The sequence below is a fragment of the Bradyrhizobium ganzhouense genome (assembly GCF_049949285.1).
GTDB classification, from domain to species: Bacteria; Pseudomonadota; Alphaproteobacteria; order Rhizobiales; family Xanthobacteraceae; genus Bradyrhizobium; species Bradyrhizobium ganzhouense.
Window position 1 is genome coordinate 457,150 of sequence record NZ_CP181318.1, and the last position, 23,509, is coordinate 480,658.

General features: G+C 64.6%; 20 protein-coding genes. 2 read left to right on the top strand and 18 right to left on the bottom strand.

The window, feature by feature from the left end; genetic code table 11:
* Positions 1 to 22: 22 nt before the first annotated feature.
* The 3 genes from ACLFLU_RS02185 to ACLFLU_RS02195 form a co-directional block, all read right to left on the bottom strand.
* A complete protein-coding gene (locus ACLFLU_RS02185) occupies positions 23 to 850 on the bottom strand; it encodes a hypothetical protein (RefSeq protein ID WP_426410732.1) in 828 nt (275 codons plus the stop codon).
* A 91-nt stretch (positions 851 to 941) separates the two neighbouring features.
* Positions 942 to 1,400, bottom strand: coding sequence for an N-acetyltransferase family protein (locus ACLFLU_RS02190; RefSeq protein WP_426410733.1), 459 nt, complete (start codon positions 1,398 to 1,400; stop codon positions 942 to 944).
* 6 nt (positions 1,401 to 1,406) lie between these two features.
* Entirely contained in the window at positions 1,407 to 2,333 is a 927-nt protein-coding gene (locus ACLFLU_RS02195; RefSeq protein WP_426410734.1) for a LysR substrate-binding domain-containing protein, read from the bottom strand.
* Positions 2,334 to 2,446: 113 nt separating this feature from the next.
* On the opposite strand from ACLFLU_RS02195, the gene katG reads away from it, so the two are divergent.
* Positions 2,447 to 4,612: a catalase/peroxidase HPI gene (gene katG, locus ACLFLU_RS02200; RefSeq protein ID WP_426410735.1), complete on the top strand. Its 2,166-nt coding sequence runs from the start codon at positions 2,447 to 2,449 to the stop codon at positions 4,610 to 4,612.
* A 195-nt stretch (positions 4,613 to 4,807) separates the two neighbouring features.
* Here the strand turns inward: katG and pnp are convergent, their stop codons facing one another.
* From pnp to rimP, 8 genes are all read right to left on the bottom strand, one after another.
* Positions 4,808 to 6,964 (bottom strand): polyribonucleotide nucleotidyltransferase, encoded by a 2,157-nt coding sequence (pnp, locus tag ACLFLU_RS02205; protein ID WP_426410736.1) that lies wholly within the window; start codon positions 6,962 to 6,964, stop codon positions 4,808 to 4,810.
* 378 nt (positions 6,965 to 7,342) lie between these two features.
* Complete coding sequence (gene rpsO, locus ACLFLU_RS02210; protein WP_018644188.1) at positions 7,343 to 7,612, bottom strand: 30S ribosomal protein S15; 270 nt, start codon at positions 7,610 to 7,612, stop codon at positions 7,343 to 7,345.
* A gap of 2 nt (positions 7,613 to 7,614) precedes the next feature.
* The gene (gene truB, locus ACLFLU_RS02215; protein ID WP_426410737.1) at positions 7,615 to 8,733 is read right to left on the bottom strand and encodes a tRNA pseudouridine(55) synthase TruB; all 1,119 of its coding nucleotides are present in this window, start codon (positions 8,731 to 8,733) and stop codon (positions 7,615 to 7,617) included.
* Entirely contained in the window at positions 8,730 to 9,161 is a 432-nt protein-coding gene (gene rbfA / locus ACLFLU_RS02220; protein ID WP_426410738.1) for a 30S ribosome-binding factor RbfA, read from the bottom strand. The genes truB and rbfA overlap by 4 nt, the downstream gene beginning before the upstream one ends.
* Before the next feature lie 155 nt (positions 9,162 to 9,316).
* On the bottom strand, positions 9,317 to 12,001 hold the full coding sequence (gene infB, locus ACLFLU_RS02225; protein WP_426410739.1) for a translation initiation factor IF-2: 2,685 nt from the start codon (positions 11,999 to 12,001) through the stop codon (positions 9,317 to 9,319).
* A gap of 69 nt (positions 12,002 to 12,070) precedes the next feature.
* Positions 12,071 to 12,754 (bottom strand): RNA-binding protein, encoded by a 684-nt coding sequence (locus tag ACLFLU_RS02230; protein WP_426410740.1) that lies wholly within the window; start codon positions 12,752 to 12,754, stop codon positions 12,071 to 12,073.
* A gap of 23 nt (positions 12,755 to 12,777) precedes the next feature.
* Positions 12,778 to 14,388, bottom strand: coding sequence for a transcription termination factor NusA (gene nusA, locus ACLFLU_RS02235; protein ID WP_426410741.1), 1,611 nt, complete (start codon positions 14,386 to 14,388; stop codon positions 12,778 to 12,780).
* Positions 14,389 to 14,390: 2 nt separating this feature from the next.
* Positions 14,391 to 15,146, bottom strand: a complete 756-nt coding sequence (gene rimP / locus ACLFLU_RS02240; protein WP_426410742.1) for a ribosome maturation factor RimP — start codon at positions 15,144 to 15,146, stop codon at positions 14,391 to 14,393.
* 367 nt (positions 15,147 to 15,513) lie between these two features.
* Between rimP and ACLFLU_RS02245 the strand changes: the two genes are divergently transcribed.
* On the top strand, positions 15,514 to 16,596 hold the full coding sequence (locus ACLFLU_RS02245; protein WP_426410743.1) for a DUF2336 domain-containing protein: 1,083 nt from the start codon (positions 15,514 to 15,516) through the stop codon (positions 16,594 to 16,596).
* Here ACLFLU_RS02245 and ACLFLU_RS02250 read toward each other — a convergent pair.
* The 7 genes from ACLFLU_RS02250 to ACLFLU_RS02280 form a co-directional block, all read right to left on the bottom strand.
* Positions 16,593 to 17,303, bottom strand: coding sequence for a tRNA (guanine(46)-N(7))-methyltransferase TrmB (locus ACLFLU_RS02250; RefSeq protein ID WP_426410744.1), 711 nt, complete (start codon positions 17,301 to 17,303; stop codon positions 16,593 to 16,595). The genes ACLFLU_RS02245 and ACLFLU_RS02250 overlap by 4 nt on opposite strands.
* The gene (locus tag ACLFLU_RS02255) at positions 17,300 to 18,457 is read right to left on the bottom strand and encodes a M20 family metallopeptidase (RefSeq protein ID WP_426410745.1); all 1,158 of its coding nucleotides are present in this window, start codon (positions 18,455 to 18,457) and stop codon (positions 17,300 to 17,302) included. Before ACLFLU_RS02255 ends, ACLFLU_RS02250 begins: the two co-directional genes overlap by 4 nt.
* An 85-nt stretch (positions 18,458 to 18,542) precedes the next feature.
* A complete protein-coding gene (locus tag ACLFLU_RS02260) occupies positions 18,543 to 18,956 on the bottom strand; it encodes a helix-turn-helix domain-containing protein (protein WP_426410746.1) in 414 nt (137 codons plus the stop codon).
* 231 nt (positions 18,957 to 19,187) lie between these two features.
* Positions 19,188 to 20,801, bottom strand: coding sequence for an apolipoprotein N-acyltransferase (lnt, locus tag ACLFLU_RS02265; protein ID WP_426410747.1), 1,614 nt, complete (start codon positions 20,799 to 20,801; stop codon positions 19,188 to 19,190).
* The gene (locus tag ACLFLU_RS02270; RefSeq protein WP_426410748.1) at positions 20,798 to 21,916 is read right to left on the bottom strand and encodes a hemolysin family protein; all 1,119 of its coding nucleotides are present in this window, start codon (positions 21,914 to 21,916) and stop codon (positions 20,798 to 20,800) included. Before ACLFLU_RS02270 ends, lnt begins: the two co-directional genes overlap by 4 nt.
* Position 21,917: 1 nt before the next feature.
* Positions 21,918 to 22,427 (bottom strand): rRNA maturation RNase YbeY, encoded by a 510-nt coding sequence (gene ybeY / locus ACLFLU_RS02275; RefSeq protein ID WP_426410749.1) that lies wholly within the window; start codon positions 22,425 to 22,427, stop codon positions 21,918 to 21,920.
* Between the two features lie 61 nt (positions 22,428 to 22,488).
* Positions 22,489 to 23,487: a PhoH family protein gene (locus ACLFLU_RS02280; protein WP_426410750.1), complete on the bottom strand. Its 999-nt coding sequence runs from the start codon at positions 23,485 to 23,487 to the stop codon at positions 22,489 to 22,491.
* Positions 23,488 to 23,509: the final 22 nt, after the last annotated feature.

A 23,509-nucleotide genomic window follows, 5' to 3' on the forward strand; every position in this document is an offset into this window, starting at 1 on the left:
CGGCCGGAATCAATGCTGCGGCTCAGTCTTCCTTGAGATAACCGGGCAGGCCCCGATCGAGCCTGTCCGCGACAAGTGCCCGCGTCCTCTCACGCAGCGCCGCATTGGCCGAAGCTGCCGCGGGTGGGTCAGGGAATAGCGAGTTGTCGAGCTTGGTGAGCGGGTCTTCGGTCAGTCGCATGCTTGCGGCGAAGTTGGCGCCGAAATTCACAAAGGGGCGCTTGATCTCCTCGTAGCTTCGCCCATCGATCAGCGTGATCGCAACATTGGCGAAAAGATGAGAGTGCCGGAGGATGCCGCCGAGGCCCTGATTGTAGGTGCCGATCCCGTTCAGCGTCATGTGCGTGTTCGGCAGCTCCGCCTTGAAAGTCGTCGCGACAAGATAGCGTTCGCAATTCGCGTTCGCGGTGAAGCTCCGCACGATCACGGGGAGGCGTTCTCCGGGATCGCGGATCAGGATCGTCTTCGGATTATAGAAGGGCTCGAAGACGCCCTTGGGATAGGCGATCCTGCGCAATGCGGGATCGTTGTTCGTTGCCGCGCGCACCCGCGCAAAGACGAGATCATCGAGGCCCCAGTCGATTGGGACCTCGCTTGCCTCATTCTCGAAGATCGTGAGGCCAAATTTCTGTACGGAGTAGTGGTCTCCGATCACCGAGATCACGCCAAGCCGGCACGGGCCGTTCTCCGCCGCGACCGGTTGCTTCGCAACTGGCTTGGCTTTCGGCGCCGCCTTCTTGGCAGCCGGTTTTGCCGGTGCGGGAGGCGCGGTGGTTGCGGGAGGGGTTTGCGCGACTGCCGAGCTCAAAAGGGACAGCAGCGCGATCAGCGAAACAGCAATTCGAGCCATGGATTCCGGGAGATCAGCGGCAGGAGGTCATCGGTCGCGCCAGACTAGGGTGGGATCGTGACAACCGCAAGCTGCGTCCAGAGGTCGGTGCCTACCCGGTGAGCCGCTTCCACCGGTAGTACTTCATCATGAACCCGTTCGATGGTTCGATCTCTTCCCCCTCGAACACAAAGCCCTCGCGCTCGTACCAGCGCCAGGCCTTTTCGTTCTCGCGAACGCAGCGCAGGTACATTTCATCCGGCATTTGCGTGCGCGTGAAGGCGAGCAGCTTCCGCCCGAGCGATTGCCCTTGATAGGCGGGCCCGACGAACAGCATGTCGAGGTAGAGCTTTGGCAGATGCAGCGCGAGCATCGCGGCGATGGTGCCGTCGTCGTCGGCGACGAACAGGGTCCAACCGTTCTCGATCTCGCGCCGGATGCGCGCGCGCAGGTTTGCCAGCAGGAATTCGCTGGCTTCGGCGAGCCCGGTCGAGACCCAGCTCTCCATCCAGACGCGGGCAATCTCGTCATATTCCTCAGTGCGCGCGAGGCGGATGATCGGATCAGGCATTGGTGCTCAAGCCCGTTGGCTACGCGGGGCCTGCCGCGGGCGCGCCTTGCCGGCCGACAGGCACACCACCTCGGAGATCTGGAGCAGCTGCCGCGCCAACGGGCTGGTCTTGCGCCAGACCATGCCGATGGTGCGCGAGGGCTCGGGGTCGAGGAATCGCGACAGCGAGACCGAGGCCGATCGCGTCTCCACCGACACCGCCATTTCCGGGATCAGGGTGACGCCGATGCCGGCGCTGACCATCTGGACCAATGTCGACAGCGAATTGGCATCCAGCATCTCGCGCGGCGGCGCCGACTGCATGTTGCAGAACGACAGCGCCTGGTCGCGGAAACAATGGCCCTCTTCGAGCAGCAACAGCCGCATCTCCCGCATCATCTCGCGCGACGGCACCGGCGTGCCCGCATCCGTACCTGGCCGCACCAGCAGGAATTTCTCCTCGAACAGGGCGACCTCGGTGAGCGAGGGTTCAGAGACCGGCAGTGCGACGATGGCGGTGTCGAGCCGGCCCTCGACCAGTTCCTGGATCAGCCGCGGCGTCATCGTCTCGCGCACGCGGATGTCGAGCTCCGGATGCATGCGCGTGAGATTCTTGGTGATCTTGGGCAACAGATAAGGCGCGATCGTCGGGATCATGCCGATGCGCAGGCGGCCCGCAAAACGGTCTTGCGAGGCGCGGGCGAAATCGCCGAGCTCATCGACCGAGCGCAGGATGTCGCGGACGCGCTGTGCGAGTTCCTCGCCGAACCGGGTCAGCGCGACCTGGCGCGCGCTGCGCTCCAGCAGCAGTCCGCCGAGCGCCTCCTCCAGTTCCTTGATCTGCATCGACAGCGCCGGCTGCGAGATGGAACAGGACTCGGCGGCGCGGCCGAAATGACCATGACGCGCCAGCGCGTCGAAATATCGCAGCTGGCGCAGCGTCACGTTGATCATCAGAAAATCCTATCGCAGCGATCACTAAAGTCAACTTCCCCTGATCGGATGCGGCGCCTAGAGTGGTTCTACCTGGTCAAAGGCGCCGTCGGACGCCACCAGAGGAGGTAATCATGGACGACACTTCGAAGTGCCCGTTTTCGGGCGGAAAACGCGTGCCAGCGAACCGCGACTGGTGGCCAACTCAGCTCAGCATCGAGATGCTGCACAAGAATTCCGGCCTCTCCGATCCAATGGGCAAGGAATTCGACTACGCCAAGGAATTCAAGACGCTCGATCTGAACGCGGTCATCAAGGACTTGACTGCCTTGATGACGGATTCGCAGGAATGGTGGCCCGCCGATTTCGGTCACTATGGCGGCCTCATGATCCGCATGGCCTGGCACAGCGCGGGCACCTATCGCATCACGGACGGTCGCGGCGGCGCCGGTGCCGGTCAGCAGCGTTTCGCTCCGCTCAACAGCTGGCCCGATAACGCCAACCTCGACAAGGCGCGCCGGCTGCTCTGGCCGATCAAGCAGAAATACGGCCGCAAGATTTCCTGGGCCGATCTGATGGTGCTCGCGGGCAACGTCGCGCTGGAGTCGATGGGCTTCAAGACGTTTGGTTTCGCAGGTGGTCGCGCCGACGTCTGGGAGCCGGAAGAGCTCTATTGGGGTCCCGAAGGCACCTGGCTGGGCGATGAGCGCTACAGCGGCGAACGCCAGCTCGCCGAGCCGCTCGGCGCGGTGCAGATGGGCCTCATCTACGTCAATCCGGAAGGCCCGAACGGCAAGCCTGATCCGGTCGCCGCGGCCAAGGACATCCGTGAGACCTTCTTCCGGATGGCGATGAACGACGAAGAGACCGTCGCGCTGATCGCGGGCGGGCACTCTTTCGGCAAGACCCATGGCGCGGGCGATCCGTCGCTGGTCGGTCCGGAGCCGGAAGCGGGCGCGCTGGAAGATCAGGGCCTCGGCTGGAAGAGCAAGTACGCGTCGGGCCTGGCGGGTGATGCCATCACCAGCGGTATCGAGGTGACCTGGACCGCAACGCCGACGAAGTGGAGCAACAATTTCTTCGAGAATCTGTTCAACTACGAATGGGAGCTGACGAAGAGCCCGGGCGGTGCGAACCAGTGGACCGCCAAGGGTGCCGACGCCATCATTCCGGACCCGTTCGACAAGTCGAAGAAGCATCGGCCGACGATGCTGACGACCGACCTCTCGCTGCGCATGGATCCGGCGTATGAGAAGATCTCGCGGCACTTCCTCGAGCATCCCGATCAGTTTGCGGACGCGTTCGCCCGCGCCTGGTTCAAGCTCACCCACCGCGACATGGGCCCGATCCAGCGCTATCTCGGCCCGCTGGTGCCGAAGGAGACGCTGATCTGGCAGGATCCGATTCCGAAGGTGAACCACGAGCTGGTCAGTGATCAGGACATCGCTGCGCTGAAGACCAAGATCCTGGCTTCGGGCCTCTCGGTTTCCGAGCTGGTCTCGACCGCCTGGGCGTCGGCCTCGACGTTCCGTGGTTCGGACAAGCGCGGCGGCGCCAACGGTGCGCGCATCCGTCTTGCCCCGCAGAAGGACTGGGAGGTGAACCAGCCGGCCCAGCTCTCCAAGGTGCTCGGCAAGCTCGAAGCGATCCAGAAGGACTTCAACGCCTCGGCAGGCGCCAAGAAGGTCTCGATCGCCGACCTGATCGTGCTCGGCGGTTCTGCCGCGGTCGAGAAGGCCGCCAAGGATGCCGGCGTCGACGTCAAGGTCGCGTTCACCCCGGGCCGCATGGATGCTTCGCAAGAGCAGACCGATGCAGCTTCGTTTGCGCCGCTGGAGCCGCGGGCAGACGGCTTCCGCAACTACGTCGGCAAGCGCCAACAGTTCCTGCACCAGGAAGAGGCCCTTATCGATCGAGCGCAGCTTCTGAAGCTCTCGGGCCCCGAACTAACGGTGCTCGTCGGCGGCCTGCGCGTGCTCGGTGCGAATGCAAATGGTTCGAAGAACGGCGTCTTCACCGCGAAGGTGGGCACGCTCTCCAACGACTACTTCGTCAACCTGCTCGACATGAGCACGCAGTGGACGCCGGCTGCTGACGGCTCCTACGAGGCCCGCGACCGCAAGACCAATGCGGTGAAGTGGACCGGCACGCGCGCCGATCTGATCTTCGGCTCGCACTCGCAGCTCCGTGCCTTCGCCGAGGTCTATGCCTCGTCGGACGCGAAGCAGCAGTTCGTGCAGGATTTTGCCAAGGCCTGGACCAAGGTGATGAACCTCGACCGGTTCGATCTCGCGGCGTGAGTTGCTTCACCTCTCCCGCTTGCGGGAGAGGTGACTTCTCGTAGCCCGGATGGAGCGCAGCGCAATCCGGGACACTGGTCCCGCATTCTGCTTCGCCTCATGCGGGCTACGGACTGCGGAGACGCGATACGTCAAGCACAAACAAAAAAGGGCGGCCGCGAGGCCGCCCTTGGTGTTTCTGGGGTCGCGGAGCGATTACTCGCCAGCCGCTTCGCGCGGGGCCTTCTCGCCGTCGCCGCCCTTGCCTTCGAGGTCTTCGCCGGTGGTCTGGTCGACGACCTTCATCGACAGGCGGGTCTTGCCGCGATCGTCGAAGCCGAGCAGCTTGACCTTGACCTTGTCGCCTTCCTTGACGACGTCGGAGGTCTTCTGCACGCGCGCCGAGGCGAGCTGGCTGATGTGGACGAGACCGTCCTTGGAGCCGAAGAAGTTCACGAAGGCGCCGAACTCCATCACCTTGACGACAGTGCCGTCATAGATCTGGCCGACTTCCGGATCGGATGCGATCGACTTGATCCACTTGATCGCGGCCTTCATCGCCTCGCCGTCGGAGGAGGCGACCTTCACGGTGCCGTCGTCCTCGATGTTGACCTTGGCGCCGGTCTTCTCGACGATCTCGCGGATCACCTTGCCGCCGGTGCCGATCACTTCACGGATCTTGTCGGTGGCGATCTTGAAGGTCTCGATGCGCGGCGCGTATTCGCCGAGCTCGGCGCGGGCGTTGGTGAGCGCCTTCGCCATCTCGCCGAGGATGTGGATGCGACCTTCCTTGGCCTGGCCGAGAGCGACCTTCATGATCTCCTCGGTGATGCCCTCGATCTTGATGTCCATCTGGAGCGAGGTGATACCCGCTTCCGTGCCGGCGACCTTGAAGTCCATGTCGCCGAGATGGTCCTCGTCACCGAGAATGTCCGAGAGAACCGCGAAGCGCTTGTCTTCGAGGATCAGGCCCATCGCGATGCCCGCGGTCGGCCGCTTCAACGGCACGCCGGCGTCCATCAGTGCGAGCGATGCGCCGCAGACCGAAGCCATCGACGAGGAGCCGTTGGACTCGGTGATCTCGGAGACCACGCGGATCGTGTACGGGAACTCGTGATGTGGCGGCAGCACCGGGTGGATCGCGCGCCAGGCGAGCTTGCCGTGGCCGATCTCGCGGCGCTTGGTGCCGCCGAGGCGGCCGGTCTCACCGACCGAGTAGGGAGGGAAGTTGTAGTGCAGCAGGAACGTCTCTTTGTACGTTCCCGACAGCGCGTCGATATACTGCTCGTCCTCGCCGGTGCCGAGCGTGGTCACGACCAGGCCCTGGGTCTCGCCGCGGGTGAACAGCGCCGAGCCGTGGGCTCGGGGCAGCACGCCGACTTCGGCGACGATGTTGCGCACGGTCTTGCTGTCACGGCCGTCGATGCGCTTGCCGGTGTCGAGGATGTTCCAGCGAACGATCTTCGCCTCGAGCTCCTTGAACACGGCGCCGATGCGCAGCTTGTCGTATTTCGGCTCCTGCCCTTCAGGGAAGTAGTGAGCGATCACCTTTTCCTTGACCTTGCCGACCGCCGCGTAGCGATCCTGCTTGACCGGAATGGCGTAGGCGGCGCGCAGCTCCTGCTCGACGAGGCCGAGCATTTCCTTCTCGAGCGCGGCATTGTCGATGACGGTGACTTCGCGCGGCTCCTTGGCGGCCTTCTCGGCGAGCTCGATGATCGCGTTGATGACCGGCTGGAAGTGGCGGTGACCGAACATCACGGCGCCGAGCATGATGTCTTCGTTCAGCTCCTTGGCTTCCGATTCCACCATCAGCACGGCGTCGGCGGTGCCGGCGACGACCAGGTCGAGCTGGGTGTCGACCATCTCGTCGAGCGTCGGGTTGAGGATGAACTCGTCATTGGCGAAGCCGACGCGGGCAGCGCCGATCGGGCCCTTGAAGGGCGCGCCGGACAGGGTCAGCGCGGCCGAGGAGGCTACCAGCGCGACGATATCGGGATCGTTCTCCATGTCGTGCGACAGCACGGTGGCGATCACCTGGGTCTCGTTGCGCCAGCCGTCGACGAACAGCGGACGGATCGGACGGTCGATCAGGCGGGAGACCAGCGTCTCCTTCTCGGTCGGACGGCCCTCGCGCTTGAAATAGCCGCCGGGAATGCGGCCAGCTGCGTAGGTCTTTTCCTGGTAGTCGACGGTCAGCGGGAGGAAGTCGACGCCTTCACGCGGCGCCTTCGCCGCGACGACGGTGGCGAGCACCACGGTCTCGCCATAGGTGGCGAGGACGGCGCCGTCGGCCTGGCGTGCGATCTTGCCGGTTTCGAGCTTGAGAGGGCGTCCGCCCCAGTCGATCTCGACTGAATGCTTATTGAACATAGAGGTCTTCTTTCATGGTTTCTCGAAAGAAGGGACGGCTCGAAAAACAAAAACCATGTCAAGATTGCAGGACGCTGATCGGAGCGGGCGATCAGCGTCCTGCGATCCTGCCATGGTTTTTGGATGTCGGATGGCGTCCATCCTTTCGGGTCATACGGGCACCTTGCCCGTTGCGCCCAGCCGCCGGATTGCTGCTGGACTGTCAGTCGGCACGCGCGCGAACACCGAACCGCGGTCTTCGCTCATCGTGCCCCCGGATGCGAAGCAGCCTTGGCCCGCACCGGACGTACGCGTGAGGCTCGATCAAAAACCTTAAAATAAGCGCTTTCGCTCGAAATCACGCGCAAAAACGCGCGCCGGTGGCGCGCGCAAGAACTCTTAACGACGAATGTTGTGCTTCTCGAGCAGCGCCTTGTAACGCGCCTCGTCCCGCTTCTTGAGGTAGTCGAGGAGCGAACGGCGAGTCGAGACCAGCTTCAAGAGGCCACGACGCGAATGGTTGTCCTTCACGTGGGTCTTGAAATGGTTGGTCAGGTTGTTGATGCGTTCCGACAGGATCGCGACCTGAACCTCCGGCGAGCCGGTGTCGCCGGCCTTGGTGGCATTCGTCTTGATGACTTCCGCTTTGCGTTCTGCGGCAATCGACATCGTCAATTTCTCTCGTTGCGACCGGTTGAGGCAGTCAAGCCGGTCAGGTTGAACACACGCTTGGGGATGATTTCGCCATTGCCGACTTCAGCAAGCGCCAAAAGACGGCCTGCTACCGTGACATAGACTGTGCCGCTACTTGTGGGCGCATCCCGTCCGCGCAACAAAACGGCCTGGCCCCGATGGAGCCTTGCCGCATCAGCCCGAGTGACGGCCAGTGCCGGGATGTCGTCCAGCGCGGTCTCAACGGGCATCAGCGCGTCGGCGAGGCTTCCCTCGCCGGACGCGGCTCTATCGCACAAAGCCTCCAGCTGATCCAGCGGAATCATGTCGTTTTCGCCAAACGGGCCGACCAGGGTCCGCCGCAGCGCGCAGATATGGCCGAAAGTGCCGAGAATCCGGCCCATATCGCGGGCGAGCGCCCGGACATAGGTGCCCTTGCCGCACTCGGCTTCGAACACGGCCCGGTCGTTATCCGGTTGATCGACAAGGGTTAAATGGTGAATTTCGACCGGCCGAGGCGCCAGTTCCACGATCTCGCCGTCACGGGCGAGGTCATAGGCCCGCTCGCCCTGGACCTTGATCGCCGAATAACGCGGCGGAACCTGCTCGATCACCCCGGTGAAGCGGGGCAGCAGGGCTTCGATGGCCTCGCGGGTCGGGCGCTGGTCCGAGGTCGCGGTGACCTGGCCTTCGATGTCGTCGGTGTCGCGCTCCTGGCCCCAGCACACGGTGAAGCGGTAGCGCTTGCGGCCGTCCATGACAAAGGGAACCGTCTTGGTGGCTTCGCCGAGCGCAATCGGAAGACCGCCCGAGGCGAGCGGGTCGAGCGTGCCGGCGTGACCCGCGCGCTTGGCATTGAACAGACGCTTGAGCACGGCAACGGCCTGCGTCGAGGTCATCCCGATCGGCTTGTCGAGCACGACCCAGCCGTGCACGTCGCGCCGGTCGCGGCGCGGCTGATTGCCCTTCTGCTTATTGGCGCGCGGATCGTTGTTGACGCGACGCGCCTCCTGATGCGGCTGAGCATCGCCGCCGACATCCGCAAAATTATTTTTCTGCAGGTCGCGCGTATCGGCTTCTTCGCTGCCGATCGTGCCGTGAGCCGGGTCCATCATCATTGCTCTTCTTCCCGATCCGAGTCCGGATCCTGTTCCAGGTCCTTCTGCACCGCAGGTGTTCGCAAAAGCTTCTCGATCCGTTCCGCTTCGTCGAATCGCTCGTCGACGCGGAAGCGAAGGTCAGGTGCAAATTTCAGGTTAACGCGCCGCGCGACTTCGCCGCGCAGGAATTTCTTGTTGCGATCGAGCGCAGTGATGACGAGCTCGGTGTCGCGGCCACCAAGCGGCATCACGTAGATTGTCGCGAGCTTCAGGTCAGGCGACATCCGCACCTCCGGCACGGTGATGATGTGGCCTTCGAGGTCCGCATCATGCACGCTGCCTTGCGCCAGAATCTCGGCTATCGCGTGGCGAACCTGCTCGCCGACGCGCAGTTGACGCTGCGAGCCGCCGGGCGCGGAACTTTTTTTCTGATGATGGCGCGGCATAGTCGAAAATCACCTTGTCGTGCCCGCGTTTGGGACACGAGCATTGTCATTTATCCTGTTGAAACGAATGCGGTGCGATGGCCGGAAAAAATCCGGCCATCGCACTCCCGCAATTTCAGCTCAAAAAGATCCGGGCGCTTCGGTAAGATTTGGACTTACAGGGAGCGCTGGATCGTCTCCACGCGATAACACTCGATCACGTCACCGGCACGCATGTCGTGATAGTTCTCGAAGGCCATGCCGCATTCCTGACCGGACTGGACTTCCTTCACTTCGTCCTTGAAGCGCTTCAGCGTCGACAGCTTGCCTTCGTGCACGACGACGTTGTCGCGGATCAGGCGCACATTGGCGCCGCGTTCCACGGTGCCGTCGGTGACGCGGCAGCCGGCAACCTTGCCGACCTTGGAGATGTTGAAGATCTCCAGGATCGAGGCATTGCCCAGCATGGTTTCGCGCAAGGTCGGCGCGAGCAGACCGCTCATCGCCTTCTTCACGTCGTCCACGAGGTCGTAGATGATGTTGTAGTAGCGGATCTCGATGCCGTTGCGCTTGGCGGCGGCGGCAGCCTCCTTGTTCGCACGAACCGAGAAGCCGATGATCGCGGCGTTGAAGCCTTCCGCGAGCGTCACGTCGGATTCCGAGATGCCGCCGACGCCTGCATGCAGGATGCGGGCGGCGACTTCGTCGGTGCCGAGCTTCTCCAGCGAGCCGAGGATCGCTTCCAGCGAGCCCTGCACGTCGGCCTTGATGATCAGCGGGAATTCCTTGCGGCCCGCCGTCTTCAACTGCGACATCATCTGCTCGAGCGAGCCGCGCATGCCGGAGATCGAGGCAGCCGCGTTCTCGCGCTTCTGGTGCGCGCGGTAGCTCGTGACCTGGCGGGCGCGGGCTTCGTTCTCGACCACCGCGAGACGATCGCCGGCTTCCGGCGGGCCGTTGAAGCCGAGCACTTCGACCGGGACCGAGGGACCAGCTTCCTGAACCGTCTCGCCCTGATCGGAGATCAGCGCGCGGACACGGCCCATTTCTGCGCCGGCGACGATGATGTCGCCGACACGGAGCGTGCCGCGCTGGACCAGCACGGTCGCGACCGGACCACGGCCGCGATCGAGCTTGGCTTCGATCACGGTGCCTTCGGCCGGGCGCTCCGAATTGGTCTTCAGGTCGAGGATATCGGCCTGAAGCGCGATCATCTCGAGCAGCTTGTCGAGATTGGTCTTGTTCTTGGCGGACACTTCGACGTCGACGACGTCGCCGCCGAAGGATTCCACCTGCACTTCGTGCTGGAGCAGCTCGGTGCGGACGCGCTCGGGCCTGGCATCGGGCTTGTCGATCTTGTTGATGGCAACGATGATCGGCACCCGCGCCGCCTTGGCGTGGTTGATGGCTTCGACGGTCTGCGGCATGACGCCGTCATCGGCCGCGACCACCAGCACGACGATGTCGGTGACCTTGGCGCCGCGGGCGCGCATCGCGGTGAACGCGGCGTGGCCGGGCGTGTCGATGAAGGTGATCTTCTTGCCGCTCTCGGGCGACAGCACCTGATAGGCGCCGATGTGCTGGGTGATGCCACCGGCTTCGCCGGACACCACGTTGGCATGGCGGAGCGCGTCGAGCAGCGACGTCTTGCCGTGGTCGACGTGGCCCATCACGGTCACGACGGGCGAACGCGTCTCGGTGTCGGTGGAATCGTCGGTCGCGTCGAACAGGCCTTCTTCGACGTCGGACGCCGCCACGCGCTTCACGGTGTGGCCGAGTTCTTCTGCGATGAGCTGCGCGGTGTCGGCGTCGATCACGTCGGTGATCTTGTGCATCGCGCCCTGCTTCATCAGCATGCGGATGACATCGACCGCGCGCTCGGCCATGCGGTTGGCGAGCTCCTGGATGGTGATCGCTTCCGGAATGACCACCTCGCGGATGAGCTTTTCCTTCGGCTCGTTCGAGGCGTGGCCCTTCAGACGCTGGGTGCGGCGGCGGAACGAGGCGATCGAGCGCTCGCGCACCTCGTCGGCATTGAGCGCGGTGACGACGGTCAGGCGGCCACGCTCTTTCTGCGGGCCGGGCTTATGGGTGGGTTTGGGCGCGACCACAGGACGCGCGGCGCCGCCGGGGCCACGACGGATCTGGCGCGGACCATCGTCCTCGTCCGGTCCGGCCGCGACTGCGGGAGCACGACCCACAGGGCCACCCGGCCGCGTCGTTGTGGTGGTCGCCGGACGGGCTGTCGTCGTCGCTCCGGGGCGCGTCGTCGCGGTCGGCGCGGGGCGCGGAGCGCTGGTTGCCGGGGCGGCCGCTGCGGGACGCGCGGCAGCCGGCTGCTCACCTTCGCCAAAACGCTTCTTGGCTTCGGTTTCGGCCTTGCGCTTGGCCTCGTCCTCGTGACGGTGACGCTCTTCCTCGGCCTTGCGGCGGGATTCGGCGGCTTCGCGCTCAGCGCGTTCGGCGGCCTCGCGAACCGTGCGGCGCTGGGCCTCTTCCTCGGCCTGGCGGCGCTCCTCGACTTCGCGCACCTTGGCGTCAGCGAGCGCGCTGGCGCGAGCGGAACGTTCATCCTCGGTCAGCGTACGCAGCACCACGCCGGAGCCGGCGTTGCGTTGCGGCGCAGGGCGTGATGGGGCGGGCGCAGGTGCAGCCGGCGCCGGCTTCGCAACAACCACGGGGGCCTGCGGCTCAGGGCTGCCGTCGATACGGCGCTTGCCGCGCTTCTCGACCACGACCTGCTTGCTGCGGCCATGGCTGAAGCTCTGGCGCACAGTGCCCGTTTCGACGCGCGGCTTGAGCGATAGCGTCTTGCTCGGAACGCTCAGCTTCTTGTCGTCAGGGGTCTTGGTATCAACCATTCAGCAGTCCTAATCCTGATTTATCAGTGTTGTGCGTTGCCGCACCGTCTTATCGGGTCGTCGTTATCTTCAGAAATCCTGGCCGGGCTTTTCGGCAATCTTGTCAGCGTCCGCCATCCGGTATCGGACCAGCATCTGGCTACGTGACAGGAATGACTTGCTCGCCGGGCCCGCGAGCAGGGCAGCATGTATCACATTTGACCGGGTAAGTGCCAAATCCAATTCTATCGATTTCAAGGCCGTGATGACCGGAATCTGCGGCTCGGCACCGCGATTTCCGGCATTTTGACGCGCCAGCATGTCCAATTTGCGGATTCCGTCCGCGGCCCCGTCGCTGGCGTGGATCAGGACCTCGACCGTGCCTTCCCGCAGGGCGCTTTCGACCTTGCCGAAGCCGGCAACGATCTGGCCCGCCTTGGCGGCAATCCCAAGGGCTTCGGTCACGCTCCGAACCAGGAGCGCATCGATGTCGTCGGGTAGCGTCAGGGGAATGCGCAGATCGCGCTTGAAGGCCTTGGTAAATTGGTGACGACGGACGGCTTCCGCAACCACCTGTCGCGATGCCGTGACCCACATGCCCCGTCCGGGCAATTTGCGCTTGAGATCGGGAACTATGTCGCCTTGCGGCGATACGACGAAGCGGATCAGCTCGTCGATCGGCCGGACCTCGCGGCTGACAGCGCACATGCGCATGGTCGCGGACCTTTCGGTCCGCGGTCCATGGTCGAGTTCGTTGTCAGTGCTGGCATGCATCCGGGCGACATTCTCCTTTGCCCTTAAGCCGGCTGATCTTCGGTCGCGTCAGCCTCTTCAGCCGGCTTGGCGAGGTCAGCCTCGGTGATCCAGCCGGCCTTGACGCGGGCCTGCATGATCATGGCTTCGGCATCGTCGCGGGAGACGCCGAGACCGTCGAGCGCGCCGGCGAATTTGGTCTGCTCGCCGCCTTCCTTGCGCTCGGTCCAGCCGACCAGATCGTCGGTGGCGCAGCCAGCGAGGTCCTCGACCGACTTGATGTCGTTCTCGCCGAACTTCACCAGCATCTTCGAGGTGACGCCGGGCACGTCCTTCACGGCGTCCTCGACGCCGAGTTCCTTCCGGCGGGCCTCGATCTCGGCTTCCTGCTGATCGAGATATTCGCGGGCGCGGTTCTGGAGCTCCTGCGCGGTCTCTTCGTCGAAACCCTCGATCCCGGCGAGTTCCTTGAGATCCACCATCGCGAGTTCCTCGACCGAAGTGAAGCCTTCGGACGCGAGCAGCTGGCCGACCACTTCGTCGACATTGAGCGATTCCATGAAGACGCGGGTGGAGTTCTCGAAGTCGGCCTGGCGGCGCTCCGATTCCTCCTGCTCGGTCAGGATGTCGATGTCCCAGCCGGTGAGCTGCGAGGCGAGGCGGACGTTCTGGCCGCGGCGGCCGATCGCCAGCGAAAGCTGGTTGTTGGTGTCGGGCACCACGACCTCGATGCGCTCGCGGTCTTCGTCGATGACGACCTTGGAGACTTCAGCCGGCGCCAGCGCGTTGACCACGAAGGTCGCGATGTCGGGCGACCAGGGAATGATGTCGATCTTCTCGCCCTGCAATTCGTTCACCACGGCCTGCACGCGCGAGCCGCGCATACCGACGCAGGCGCCGACCGGATCGACCGAAGAATCGCGGGAAATCACGCCGATTTTCGCGCGCGAGCCCGGATCGCGGGCGACAGCCTTGATCTCGACGATGCCGTCGTAGATTTCCGGTACTTCCTGCGCGAACAGTTTCGCCATGAACTGCGGATGGGTGCGGGACAGGAAGATCTGCGGACCGCGGGTCTCGCGGCGGACATCGAAGATGTAGGCGCGGACGCGGTCGCCGTTGCGGAACACTTCGCGCGGCAGCATCTCGTCGCGGCGGATGATGGCTTCACCGCGGCCGAGATCGACGATGACGCTGCCATATTCGACGCGCTTGACGACGCCGTTGACGATGTCGCCGATGCGGTCCTTGAATTCCTGATACTGCCGGTCACGCTCGGCCTCGCGCACCTTCTGCACGATCACCTGCTTGGCCGACTGCGCGGCGATGCGGCCGTATTCCAGCGGCGGCAGGGTGTCGGCGATGGTGTCGCCGACCTGGGCGCCGGGATTGGCGCGCTGCGCATCGACCAGCGAAATCTGGTTGGAGTGGTTCTCGACCTTCTCGACCACCAGCATGTGGCGCGACAGCCGCAGCTCGCCCTTCTTCGGGTCGATCTCGGCGTGAACGTCAGTCTCGCTGCCGTAACGAGCCCGCGCCGCCTTGGCGATGGCATCTTCCATCGCCGCGATGACGATGCCGCGGTCGATCGATTTCTCGCGGGCGACGGCGTCGGCGATCTGAAGCAATTCAAGTCGATTGGCGCTGACTGCCATGGCTAGTCTCCTTCGTCAGGCTCGATCTCGCCGCGCCGCGCGCGTTCGGCGGCAAGGCGATGTTTCTTCGTATTGGTCGGGGCCGGCTTCTTTTTCGGCTTAGTATTCTTGGTGATCTTCGCACTGATCTCCGCGTGCGGTGCCTGCGGCGGCTCGAGGCCGAGATCGCGGCGCATCTTGCGCTCCTCGGCCTTGCCGCGGCGCATGGATTCCGCGATCAGCTCATCGGTCAGCACCAGCCGCGCCTCGCCGATATCTTCCATCGTCAGGAGCACGTCGGCATCGTCGTTTGCCTTGGCGTCGTCGCGATGCAGATGCACGCGGTCGCCCTCGACGGCACCGAGGGTGCCACGGAACCGCTTGCGCCCCTCATGGGCAACCGCCATGTCGATCTTCACCAGATGGCCGGAATAGCGCTCGAAATCGGAGCGGCGCACCAGCGGACGGTCGATCCCGGGCGAGGAGATCTCGAGCCGATAGGCGCGATCGATGGGGTCGGCGACGTCGAGCACGGGCGACAGCGCCCGCGAGATCGCCTCGCAATCCTCGAGCTGCATCGAGCCGTCCGGCCGCTCGGCCATGATCTGGACGGTGCAGCCGGCTTCGCCGGAAATGCGGATACGCACCAAGCGATAACCCATGCCCTCGAGCACCGGAGTCGCGACCGCAGCCACCCGCGCCGCCGCGCCCGGCTCGACCACGAGCCTCGGCTCGGCCAGCAACTCGGCATCGGTGGAACCAGTGTTCGGTTCGGTCATATCAGGGGTCAAGGCGCTCGATAGTCTCGATGGTTAAGGCTTGGTTAAAACGTCAAAGCCCGCTTCGGAACTTTCCCGACACTCCGTCGGGCCGCATCTTCCGCCAAGCCGCGTTCAGGTAATAAAAAAGAGCGGGTCCTTTCGGGCCCACTCTCACTACGCGGATCGTATGAGAAGATGAATTGGCGCTGATATAGCCCTTTCCGCCCTCCCGGACAAGGCCCATCGCAGGCGGGTGCAGGCTTTTTGCGATCCGGCAGGCCCCCGGGAGCAACGCTTCTTTCATGAAGCGGGCCTAAATTTCCCGGTTGTGGGGCGGCTTGAGCCTATGGCGCGCCCACGGCGTGCCAGAATCGAGTTGCGTTCCATGACCGTTGCCACGTCGCTCATTCCCGGACTGGACGATATCGTCAAACGCGGCGATCCCCGGCGTCGTGGCGAGATCGCGAGCGCCATCGCTGCGCTGTTCTTTCAGGACGCCTCAAGACTCCGTCCCGAGCTCGTCGATCTCTTCGACAATCTCCTGATCGATCTCGTCCCGCATGCGGAGCTTGCCTCGCGCGTCGATCTCGCCGAGCGCTTCTCGCGGCTGGACAATGCACCGCCTCATCTGGTCGGCCAGCTGGCGCGTGAAAACGAAATCCTGGTGGCGGGCCCGGTGCTGCGCCATTCGCCCGTGCTCGATGAAGCTGCGCTCGTCGAGATCGCCCGGCTGAAGGGCCAGGGCCATCTGCTGGCGATGACGGAACGGCCGACCCTGTCGACTGTGATCACCGACGTGCTGGTCGAGCGCGGAGATCGCGATGTGGTGCGTCGCGCCGCCGGCAATGCCGGTGCGATCTTCTCAGCCGGCGGCTATTCGGAGCTGATCAAGCGCGCGAGCCAGGATGGCGTGCTGACGCTCAAGATCGGCCAGCGCGAGGATCTCTCCGGCGAGCGCCTCAAAGAACTCCTGGACGGCACGCTCGATGTCATTCGCCGTCGCCTCTCCAGCGTGGTCAATCCGACGCGCCAGGTCGAGATCAAGCGCGCCATGGCTTCGATCGAGGAAGCCGCGCTGCCGCCCGGCCCGCGGCGTGATTTCTCCGCCGCGCAACGTACGGTGCTTGGCCTGCATCGCGGCGGCCATCTCGGCGAAAGCGCGCTGCTCAGCTTTGCCAAGGCGCACAAATACGAGGAATCGGTCGCCACGCTCTCGGCGATGGCCGGCGTCAGGCTTTCGATGCTCGATCGCCTGATCGCGGGCGACCGCTACGATCCGATCCTGATCCTCGGCCGTGTCCTCAATCTCGGCTGGCCCACGGTGCGCGCGCTGATCCTGATGTGGTATGGGCCGCATCGCATGCCGGCCGATGCCGATCTCGAGCAGGCGCGCACGAATTTCACCCGCCTGATGCCGGCGACCGCCGAGCGCGTCGTGAATTTCTGGCGCAACCGGCGAACGATCTAGCGCCTGCGAAACCGCAAGTAAGCCGCCTTGCGCCCTTCGCGCGCGGCTTTTCGTCCATAGCGCGTCATGGTGTAGCCGGCCCAGGGCTGCCGAAAATCATCGGCGCGTTCCGCCAGCCACTGAAAGTCCGGTGCGCGCGCAAGATGCGAAAGCGTCCAGGCGCAGTAATCGTCGATATCGCAGACGAAACGGAATTCGCCGCCGCTCCTAAGCACGCGCGCCATGGCGACGATCGTCCGGTCCTGAACGAAGCGCCGCTTCCAGTGCCGCCGTTTCGGCCAGGGATCGGGATGGATCAGATCGATCCGTGATAGCGATGCGTCCGGCAGCCACGCCAGCAGTTCGGCGGCATCACCGGCGAACAGGCGGATGTTGGCGATGTTGGCGGCCTCGATCTGCGCGAGGATCTTTGCCATGCCGTTGACATAGGGCTCACAGCCGATGAAGCCGGTCGTCGTGAAGTTCTGCGCTTCCGCGGCGAGATGTTCGCCGCCGCCGAAGCCGATCTCGAGCCGCAAATCTTCGGCTGCCGGATCGAAGATCTCGGCGGCGTTCGCCGGCCTCTCCGTCGTGATGTCGAGCGAAAGATGCGGCAGCAGATGATCGACCAGCTCGGCCTGGTGCTGCCTGAGCTTGTGGCCCTTGCGCCGTCCGAAGAAGGCGCGCTCGCCGTCCGCGCGATCGGGATCTGATTTGCGTTCGCTCATCGCAGCGTCTGGTACAGGCGGTAAAGCAACCGCGCGCGCGGTTCGAGCGAGGAGACGTAGAGCTGCTCATAATGGGTGTGCGCGCCCTTGCCGTCGACGCCGAGCCCGTCGAGCGTGCCGGTATGCGGCGCGGTGAAATTGCCGTCCGAGCCGCCGCCGGTGTGGGTGTCGATCAGCTCGAAGCCGATCTCTGCGGCGATGGTCTTGGCGTGCTCATAGAGTGACGCGCCCGCATTGCCCTTTTCATACGGCGGACGATTGAGTTCACCGGTGACGGTGACGGTCACGCCGTCGGTCTTCGATGTCAGTCCGAGGATCTTGCCGACGAACTCTTCCGCATCGTTGACGCTCGGCACGCGCAGATCGACCTCGGCATAGGCATCTTCCGGCGTGACGTTGGGCCGCGTGCCGCCGCGGACCACGCCGACATTGATGGTGACGCCGCGCTTCAGATCGTTCATCCCTTCCAGCGTCTGGATGACATTGGCGAGCTCGCGCACGGCGCTGCGGCCGTCTTCGGGCCGCGAGCCGGCATGTGCGGGCACGCCCTTGATGTCGATCTTGAATCGTCCGACGCCCTTGCGTCCGGTGACGATCTTGCCGCCGTCGCGCGCCGGTTCCGTCACCAGCACGTGTTTGGCCTTGCGCCCTTCCGCCTCGATGAGCGCGCGCGAGGTCGGGCTGCCGATCTCCTCGTCGGAGGTGAACATGTGGGTGATGCCGAGCGGCGGACGATCGGGCGCCGCGCAAAGCTCACGAAAGGCGTGATAGGCGATGTAGGCGCCGCCCTTCATGTCGTAGATGCCGGGACCGAACGCGCTGTCGCCTTCGACCTTGAATGGCAGACGTTCGATGAAGCCCATGGGATGAACGGTATCGAGATGGCTGAGCACCAGGATACCGGGCCGGTCCTGGCCCCAGGTCGAACGCACCACGAGATGATCGCCGCAGCCATCGACGCCGGCGACGCGTTCGAGCGTGACGGGCAGATCGCGGTAATGGTCGGCAACCACGGAGACCAGCCTGTTGACTTGATCAGGCACTTCCGTCGGCGTCTCGATCTCCACCCAGCGGCGGATACCAGCGAGAATAGTTTGGGAATCGAACGAGTTTGAGTTCGCCATGGACGTATCTGTGCCTTCGAATCGCATCATCTAAGCGGAGGCGCGGTGAAGAGCGCCGACAAATGACGACATAGGCCAGATTTGGCGCAGTCTCAAATCGGAATGAGATGGCGAGTCAGCGCTTGTCCGGGCCTTCGCGGGCGGCGATCTGCTCGACGAGATCGACGATCGAACGGCGCAGCTTCGAATCGGCGATTCGGGTGAACGCCTTGGTCAGCGCGAGCCCTTCGGAGGTCGCGAGGAAGTCGGAGACATAAGTGGGCGATGCACCTTCCGCGAAGCCGCCGGGGCCGGCGACGCCGCTCGGTCCGCCCTCGAACAGGAACGACACCGGCACCTGCAGAATCTCGGCGATCTGCTGGATTCGGCTTGCTCCGACGCGGTTCGTGCCCTTCTCGTACTTCTGAATCTGCTGGAAAGTCAGGCCCAACGCTTCACCGAGCTTTTCCTGACTCATGCCCAACATGATGCGGCGCATGCGCACGCGACTGCCGACATATTTGTCAACAGGGTTGGGCGCTTTCGACATTTCCTCAGCCCTCCAAACACCACCGTCGGCGCAATGAAAGTATTGCCTGTGGTGACAGCAACGTCAAAACTTCACCCTCATTGGGGAAACATTGCGGAGAAATTTAGCAATGCACCGCTGTCTTGCGCAGCCGGCGCAGAATGAGGAGCCCGCGTGCAGTCTGTCAACCGTGGGACTACGGTTGTCAAAGGTTTCCGGCCGCCTCGCTGGAAAGCGCTAGCGACGGTGCGATCAGGGGTGCCGTTTGGCAACACGTCGTCGCACCGCCAAAATCACAGCCAGCGCGACGAGCATGGCTGCGGGGATGTCACCGACTCTCGCATAGATCGTGGGCGGGATTGCGGTGGGCAGGCTTGCATCCAAAATGCCTTCGATTCCGAGACCGAGGCTGGCCACCGTGCGTCCCACCGGATCGATCACGGCCGAGACGCCGGTGTTTGCGGAGCGCACCAGCGGTAGTCCGAGCTCGACGGCGCGCATCCGCGCCTGCTCCAGATGCTGGTACGGACCGGTCGAGATGCCGAACCAGCCGTCATTGGTGAGGTTCACCATCCAGCCCGGGCGCTCGTCGCGCGTCCCGACCTCGCCGGGGAAGATCGCCTCGTAGCAGATCAGCGGCAGCGCGGGCGGTGCCCCTGGTATCGGCAGCACGTGGCGCACCGTGCCGGGAATGAAGCCGCCGCGCATCCGCGTCAGTTGCTCGAAGCCGAGCTTCTCCATCAAATTCTGGTAGGGAAGAAATTCGCCGAACGGAACCAGGTGCAGCTTGTCGTAGACCGCAAGCACGCTGCCGTCGTGATCGATCACGTAGATCGAATTATAGGCCCGCGTGATCGGCGTGCCCGGCGGCAGATCGGGGGCGCGGACCGATCCGGTGATCAGCACCGTGCCCTTGGGCAGCAGCTCGGCGATTTGCGCCATCGCGTCGGCTTCGCGGGTCAGGAAGAACGGAAAGGCGGATTCCGGCCAGATCAAAATCGTGGCAGCGCTCACGCCGGTCGATTGCGGTCCGGAGGCGCGGTCCGACAGCGCGAGATATTTCTTCATCACCTCCGCCTTGGCGGAGTAGTTGAATTTCAGGTCCTGCTGCAGGTTCGGCTGCATCAGGCGAAGCTTGGCACCCGCAACCATCGTGGTCGGATGCAGCGCCATTCGGATGGCGCCGAAGATGCCCATGACGACCAGCAGCGCGACGGCGCCGGCCGGCACGCGCCACGCCAGGCTGCGGTCGCGGGTGCGGTCGATCAGCACCGCTGGGCTCGCGAAGATCGCGACGGTGAGGAACGTCATGCCCCACTGGCCGATCAGCGAGGCCGTCTGCGCCAGTTGCAGCGGCTCCGAGAGCGCATAGCCGAATGCGTTCCAGGGAAAGCCGGTCAGCACGTGCCCGCGCAACCATTCGCTGACGGTAAGGCTCGCGGCGAGCGCGAGAATGCGGGTGGCATCCTTGGTCCAGAGCAGGCGGGCCAGCGCGAAACCGATCGCGGTGAAAATGGAGAGATAGGCCGGCAGGCCCAGCACGGCGAACGGCGTCAGCCAGGCAAACACATCGGCGTCGACGAAGAAGGCGATGCCGATCCAGTAGAGGCCGGGGACGAAATAGCCGAGCCCGAACCAGTAGCCGGTCAGCGCCGCGGCGGGGACGCCGCGATATCGTCCGGCCCCGGCGCCATCGATCAGCCAGACCATCACGGGGAAGGTGATGAACAGCACCGGAAAGAAATTGAACGGGGCGAGAGCCAGCACCGACAGCGCACCGCAGGTCATCGCAAGCAGCGCGCGCTTCCACCCCCAGGTCAGGATGATGGCAAGCGCAATCTGCCGAAGTCGCTGAAACGCGCTCACTGCGGGCCGGTCCCGTCGGCTGGCGGCGGGGTCGGCGTGTCGCCGGCCGGCGGCTGACCGCTCTCGGGCGCGGCCTCGCGGCGGCGGCTCTCGCGCTGGGTGCGCGGCGCGGGGCGTTCCTTCCGCGTCGAGATGCGCAGCCGTTTGACGCGGCGCGGATCGGCATCGAGCACTTCGACCTCGTAATGGCCCGGGCCCGAGATCACCTCGCCGCGCACCGGCAGGCGGCCGACGAAGCTGACGAGATAGCCGCCGAGCGTCTCGACTTCCTCGCCGGCCTCGCCGGTGACGAAGTCCTCGCCGATCACCGTGCGCACGTCGTCGAGGCTGGCGCGGGCATCGGCGATGAAGGCGTTGTCGGGCAGCCGCACGATCGACGGCGGCTCGTCGCTGTCATGCTCGTCGTCGATTTCGCCGACGATCTGCTCGACGATGTCCTCGAGCGACACCAGCCCGTCACTGCCGCCATATTCGTCGACGACAAGCGCCAGGTGAATGCGCGTGGCCTGCATCTGCGCGAGCAGGTCGATCGCCCGCATTGACGGCGGCACATAGAGCAGCTTGCGGATGATGCGCGCGTCCTGCAGCGGCAGCGCGAGGTCCACGGCCTTCAAATCGAGCCCGGCCGGCAGCGGCTTCTTGCGCTTGGTCTTGGTGGCCTCGGACACGCGCGCACGCGCGGTCATGAAGGCGAGCAGGTCGCGGATGTGGACGATGCCGACGGGATCGTCGAGCGTCTCGTTGTAGACCACGAGGCGCGAATGGCCGGCGCTCTCGAAGCGGTCCATCAGTTCGCCGAGCGGGATGTCGCGCTTCACCGCGATGATGTCGGCACGATGCACCATGACGTCGGCGATGCGGCGCTCGTGCAGGCCGAGGATGTTGCGCAGCATCGTGCGCTCGACCGCGGAGAAGCCGGTGTCGTCGGGTGTCGTCGCATCGAGCACGACCTGGAGGTCGTCGCGCACCGATCCGGCCTTCCAGCCGAACAGCGTGCGGATGGCACGCAGCAGCCAGCCATCCGCCGTCGGGCGCATGACCTCGCCGGGCGCCACCACGGCCGGCAGATTGGCCGTGTTGCGCGGATTGTCGTGAATAGGCTCTGAGTCCGGCATCTCAGTGCGTCCCCGCGCGATCTGCATAGGGATCGGGGATGCCGAGCTGAGCCAGGATCTCGGTTTCGAGCGCTTCCATCTCTTCCGCGTCGGCGTCGTTCTCGTGATCGTAGCCGATCAAGTGCAGGAAACCATGCACGGCGAGATGGCTCAAATGATGATCGAACGGCTTGTGTTCCTCGTCCGCCTCGCGGCGCATGGTCTCGTAGGCGATCGCGATGTCGCCGAGCATGCGCGGCGCATCGCCTGGCTTCCATTCGCCCTCCGGCTGGAGCGCGGGGAATGACAGCACGTTGGTCGGCTTGTCCATGCCGCGCCAGTTGTTGTTGAGCGTGCGAATGCCGGCATCATCGGTCAGCATCACGGCCACTTCCGCGTGGGCAACGTCTTCGTCGACAGATTCGGCGGCGGCCGCAACGGCACGCTGGATCACGGCTTCGGCGTCGGGCTCGCTCTGCCAGCAATCGGCGACGACGAGGACCTCGGTCATGGGAAGGTTGGGATGTGACATTGTCTTTGTTCGGAACGAAAGGGCGCTTCGTCCGCGCCCGTAGGATCCGGCTTTTGTCCCGTCAGGATTTGTTGCCAGCGGGCGGCCGCTGCGGCTGCCCTTCGTAGGCGGAGACGATTCGTGCCACGAGCTCGTGGCGGATCACGTCCTCGGCTTTGAAACGAACTTGCGCAATGCCTTCGACGCCATCAAGCAGACGGGTCGCTTCGGCTAGCCCCGAGGTCTGGCCATTCGGCAAATCGATCTGCGAGGGGTCGCCGGTCACGATCATGCGGCTGTTCTCGCCGAGACGGGTCAGGAACATCTTCATCTGCATCGATGTCGTGTTCTGCGCCTCGTCCAGGATGATCGCGGCGTTGGTCAGCGTGCGGCCGCGCATGAAGGCGAGCGGCGCGATCTCGATTTCGCCGGTTTGCAGCGCGCGCTCGACGATGCGTGCGTCCATCAGGTCGTAGAGCGCGTCGTAGATCGGGCGCAGATAGGGATCGACCTTCTCGCGGAGGTCGCCGGGCAGGAAGCCGAGCCGCTCGCCGGCTTCGACCGCCGGACGCGACAGGATGATCTTGTCGACCTCCTTGCGCTCGAACAATTGCGCGGCGTGCGCGACCGCGAGCCAGGTCTTGCCGGTGCCGGCGGGGCCGATGCCGAATACGAGCTCATGGCGCTTCAGCGCGCGGATGTAGGAGTCCTGCGCAGCGGTGCGTGCGCGCACAGGGCGCTTGCGCAAGTTGATGCTGTCGAAGGCCGACTTCGCCGACTTTGCGTCGAACTCGAACAGCGACCCTTGGGCGATCACGGCGCGGATCGCGCCTTCGACCTCGCCCTGGTCGACATCCTGCCCCTTCACGGCGTGCGCGTAGAGCGTCTCCAGCACGCGGCGTGCCGCGTCGCAGCCGTCGCGCGTGCCGCCGATGGTGATGTGATTGCCCTTGGAGTCCACCACGACGCCGAGCCGACGCTCGATCTGCGCCAGGTTCTGGCCGTAGGGGCCGACCAGCGCGGATGCGGCGCGGTTGTCGTCGAAGTCGATGACGACCTGGGTCTCGGGTGGAACTTGCATGTCGCGGTCAAATTTGCGGCTG